This window comes from Planktothrix sp. FACHB-1355 (assembly GCF_014748295.1).
Classification (GTDB): Bacteria; Cyanobacteriota; Cyanobacteriia; order Cyanobacteriales; family Aerosakkonemataceae; genus Aerosakkonema; species Aerosakkonema funiforme_A.
This window is the reverse complement of sequence record NZ_JACJUP010000750.1, coordinates 1-3565: the sequence shown is the minus strand read 5'-3', so window position 1 is coordinate 3565 and position 3565 is coordinate 1. Positions and strand designations below refer to the sequence as shown.

3 protein-coding genes are annotated in these 3565 nt (G+C 44.8%); all 3 read left to right on the top strand.

The features are described from left to right. The first annotated feature begins 492 nt into the window (after positions 1 to 492). On the top strand, positions 493 to 768 hold the full coding sequence (locus tag H6S82_RS24250) for a hypothetical protein (protein WP_190473747.1): 276 nt from the start codon (positions 493 to 495) through the stop codon (positions 766 to 768). Then, entirely contained in the window at positions 737 to 946 is a 210-nt protein-coding gene (locus tag H6S82_RS24245; RefSeq protein WP_190473749.1) for a hypothetical protein, read from the top strand. Before H6S82_RS24250 ends, H6S82_RS24245 begins: the two co-directional genes overlap by 32 nt. Before the next feature lie 145 nt (positions 947 to 1091). Next, positions 1092 to 3565, top strand: a 2474-nt coding sequence (locus tag H6S82_RS33700; protein ID WP_242057093.1) for a globin domain-containing protein, incomplete at its 3' end; no start/stop codon positions are given.

The following is a 3565-nucleotide window of genomic DNA, read 5'->3' as shown; positions in this document are numbered from 1 at the left end:
ATCCGGTAGCATCGGTTGCATAAAAAATGCGTTCTTATCTGCGTTAATCTGCGTTAATCTGTCTTCATCTGCGGTAAAATTTTCACCCCCGATCTCCCACAGATAACATGAGAGCATCATTCATGTACTACCGATCCAACCGGACACGATATCAGTAGCATTTAAGTTAAAAACCTTTATAAATAAACCTGGGCGAACGGCAAATCGATCGACGGCAAAGGCCAGTTCGAGTATATCGCCAATCCTCAGCCGCTTGGCCCAGAACCGCACCCACCCCAACCCGATCCGAAATTGCACGGGACGCCAAAAGACAGATAAAAGTGTTTGAGTTATGGGAGCGATCGCACGATCGCCCTTATTTTATTCCGCCGCGAGTTTGAGTAGCGATCGCGATTATGTTAAGTTTTGCAAATATTATCCCCCAGGTAGGTATAAACTAGGTTAAGGCTTGGTTAAGCATATCTATAAATACCGTTATCAAACGAAGAATCGATGGCCACTAACGGAGAAAATTTCAACCAACAGAGCAAAAACGACTTTTTATACCCTAGAGGCCGCTACTACGGTGCCTTTACGCCCGAACAACTAGCTTTTAACGCTAATTTGCAAGAATTTGCTCAGAAAGTTGCGTATATCGCGGCCTTGGAAACCGGAGGAAAGATTTTGCCAGAGGAGGCGTATCAAAAGATCAAATCTTTGTGGAAGCAGCTAAAGCGAAGCAGGAAGGCGATGAAGATTGGCCAAAATCCGCCATCGGAAACGCAATAGTTTTTCCTGGTATCAGTTTATATTTATCACCGCTCAAAATAACCAAGATGTGCAACGCCTTGGCGGAATTCTTGGCGCAAACAGTTACCGGGCTAAACCATTTGCAACCGCCCAACTTTTAGGAGCGATCGCCCTACCGCAAATTGCCGAGCTTGTTTTAGGTGGGCAAATGTTGTAGAATCTAACAAAAATTGATGCGATGGCAGCTTTCTGAGCGCAATTAACCAAAAAAATCAAGTTGCGACCCCCTAAAAGCACAGCATTAAAATTGAAAACTATTTAAATTATACCATTGACAACTTCTTACACCTAAAAATACACAAATGTCTCTAAAAGTTGAATTATTAGAACAAAGTTTCCAGCGCATCAGACCTCACGCGGAAGAATTTGCCGCTAGTTTCTACGAAAACTTATTTGCTGCTAACCCCAGAGTAAAACCGCTATTTGCTCATAGCGACATAAAAAAGCAGCAAGGAAAGTTGCTGAGTGCTTTGGTGTTAGTAGTAGAAAGTCTCCGGAAACCAGAAGTTCTCAAGGAAGTTCTTAAAGACTTAGGAAGCAGGCACGTCAGTTACGGGGCAATACCAAAATATTACCCCTTAGTGGGCGCGGCGCTGTTGGCAACTTTTGAACAATACTTACAAGAAGATTGGACTCCTGAAGTTAAGCAAGCATGGGTCGATGCTTATAGTGCGATCGCAGCTTTAATGTTTGAAGGCGCAGGTTATCCAGCCCAAACTCTGCAATTAGAAACACTACCAACTCCTTCACCAAGCCCACACAAATCTACCACTGCAATCAAGGAAGTTGCCGCATCATTTACCCCACCTCCGCCACAACAAAAATTATCAATCGCTTCCACCGACGAGAAAAAAGCAGCGATCGTACAGCCGTCTTCTGGTGAGATGTTAAAAGATGCCGCCAGTGCAGCGCCACCTCCATTAATAGAAAACCAAGCCATCGCTTTTGTCGGGGAGAATAAAGCACCAATCGTGCATAAATCCACTACCAATGTCAACGAATTTACAGCTAACGTAGCACCACCTCCCCCACAAAAATCTGGTGCATTACAAGTAGAATTACTCGAAAGCAGCTTTGCCAAAATCAAACCCCAAGCCGCGCAATTTGCAGCCAGCTTTTACGAAAACCTGTTTGTAGCCAATCCAAGAATAAGACCGTTATTCACTCACACCGATATGCAAAAGCAGCAAGAAAAGCTGCTCGGTGCTTTAGTGTTAGTCATAGAAAGTTTGCGTAAGCCACAAGTTCTCAAGGCAGTTCTTAAAGACTTGGGAGCAAGGCACGTTGCTTACGGGGCAATCGCAGAATCTTACCCCTTAGTTGGTGCGGCGCTACTGCAAACTTTTGAGCAGTATTTACAGTCAGATTGGACGGAAGAAATCAAGCAAGCTTGGGTGGATGCTTATGTTGTGATTACCAATGTAATGTTTGAAGGTGCAGGTTATGCTCCCTTACCTGTGCCATCGCAAACAGTACCCACACCTTCTAAAGTCGCAGTAACAGCACCAGCACCGCAGAAATCTGGTGCCCTAGAAATCGAATTACTCGAAAGCAGCTTCGCTAAAATTAAGCCACAGTTGCCGGAATTTGTGGTGAGCTTCTACGATAACTTGTTTGCCGCTAACCCGGGTGTGAAACCGTTATTTGCCCACATCGATATGAAAAAGCAGCACAAAAAGCTGCTTGCTGCCTTGGTGCTGGTGGTAGAAAGTTTACGCAAACCAGAGGCTCTGCGGCAAGTGCTTCAAGACTTAGGATCTCGGCACGTTGCTTATGGCGCTCTACCAAAATATTATCCGCCTGTGGTTTCTGCACTGTTGGTGACTTTAGAACAATATCTACAGCAAGATTGGACTCCCGAAGTAAAGCTTGCATGGGAGAATGCTTTTGGGACGATCGCCAATGTGATGTTGTCAGGTGCCGATTATGCAGTCCCATCTCTCCCATCGCCGCCAGTACCTACTTTTTCTAACGACGCAGTAACGGCACCAGTTACAGAAAAGTCTCCCAGTTTACAGAATGAATTAATTAAGAACAAATTCGCTCTGCTTAAAACTCAAGCTGAAGCACAAATAAAACGCTTAACATCCGTTGTTAAAGAAGGTGTAACAACAGAACAAATACAGGAAAAACTTACCGCCTCCCAGGAAACATTAGTTAAATGGTTCTGGGAACTACCAACATGGGCGATCGCCAGCGTTGCAGCCTTCGTATTAATATCGCTCGTTCTCATCACCGATGAAAATTCGCCCCTAGCCAAAATAGTGGGCAGTGCAGACGCTATCAGCGTTCTGCTGGCTTTGATTCTATTCATCAAAGAAATTCCCGAACGTAGGAAACAATCTCACTATCAAGCTTGGAGCATCATAGATGGAGCGGAAGGCGTAGAAGTTAGCTATGCTAGGTTAATGGCGCTGCAAGATTTGAACCGCGATCGCGTTTCCCTTAGAGGGGTAAAAGTTGCTGGTGCAAAGTTAGAAAATATCGATTTAAGTGAAGCCGAATTAACTGAAGCGGATATGAGTAACGCCGATCTCGATGAAGCTAACTTCACTAGCGCCAATCTCAACCGCACCAATCTCAGTTTTGCCAGTCTCACTCGCGTCAACTTCAGCCGCGCTAATTTGAGTTTTGCTAAATTAAAAGGTGCAAGAATGGCTGGCTCTAACTTCAAGAATGCTAATTTGCTCGGTGCCGATTTGAGTGATGCTTTGTTGACTGGTGTGGATCTCAAAGGTGCTAATTTGAGCGCAGCTAACCTCAAGGATGCCAACCT